2 protein-coding genes are annotated in these 875 nt (G+C 51.7%); both read left to right on the top strand.

What is annotated here, in order from left to right:
- On the top strand, positions 1-518 hold a 518-nt coding region (locus HCN83_RS17950), incomplete at its 5' end, for an ExeA family protein (protein ID WP_168009786.1).
- Positions 515-754, top strand: coding sequence for a DUF5348 domain-containing protein (locus HCN83_RS17945; RefSeq protein WP_343033774.1), 240 nt, complete (start codon positions 515-517; stop codon positions 752-754). The genes HCN83_RS17950 and HCN83_RS17945, both read left to right, overlap by 4 nt.
- Positions 755-875 lie beyond the last annotated feature (121 nt).

Genomic DNA, 875 nt, shown 5'->3' with positions numbered 1-875 from the left:
GCTTAGAAGCGAAATTTTACCGGGGAGATGCCAAGCGACAGCTGCACCGGGAGATTGAACTTATGAAAGGCATTCACCAGGTAACACCGGTGGTGGTCGTAGACGAAGCGCATTTACTGGATCGGGAGATGTTAGAAGAGGTCCGCTTTTTATTGAATTTCCGCATGGATGCCCAAAGCCCAATGGCATTGATTCTCGTCGGACAAACGGAACTGTGGGAGCGCCTGCAGCTTCAGTCGTTTGCGGCGATCCGCCAGCGCATTGACATTCAGTTCAAATTGGATCACCTGGATCGCGCCGAAACGGGGGCGTACATGACGCGCCACCTGCACTATGCCGGTGTGGAACGAGACATTTTCAGCGAGCGTGCGATAGACGAAATCTTTCAGTATTCCAGCGGGGCCTCCCGTCTGATCAATAAGCTGGCGACCCACTGTTTATTGTGTGCATCGCAACAAGGAACGCGCATCATCGATGACCGCATGGTCAAAACGGTGATTGAAGGAGAATTCGCGTGAGTAAGCGTACATGGTATTGGATGACGTACGACGATGCCCTTGCATGCTGGATCGTGGATTGGGGTGATCAGATGGGCTATCGATTGCGGGACGGCGACTGGTTTGATCTTCATGTGGGCTATGGACAGGTGCTTACCTGTCAGGCAGTACTTGGACAGGATTGGTATGTGCAGATCGGGACGCACCGGGCCTGTTTCTACTTAAAGCGGAATGAAACCTACCAGGTAGCAATTTAGTGAAAAACGGGAACGACCGATAAGGTGTGTTCCCGTTTTAGCTGTTTAAATACGGTCACGTTTTCCGTCTCCTGCCGGTCAAGGTGTTCCGTCAACCTCGGGACATTTTAAGGTGTCATTA

Origin of the sequence: Alkalicoccus luteus (assembly GCF_012034335.1) — a bacterium.
In the GTDB taxonomy this organism is placed as follows: domain Bacteria; phylum Bacillota; class Bacilli; order Bacillales; family Salisediminibacteriaceae; genus Alkalicoccus; species Alkalicoccus luteus_A.
Note: the sequence above shows the minus strand (reverse complement) of the source record. Positions and strands in the feature narration are given on the sequence as shown.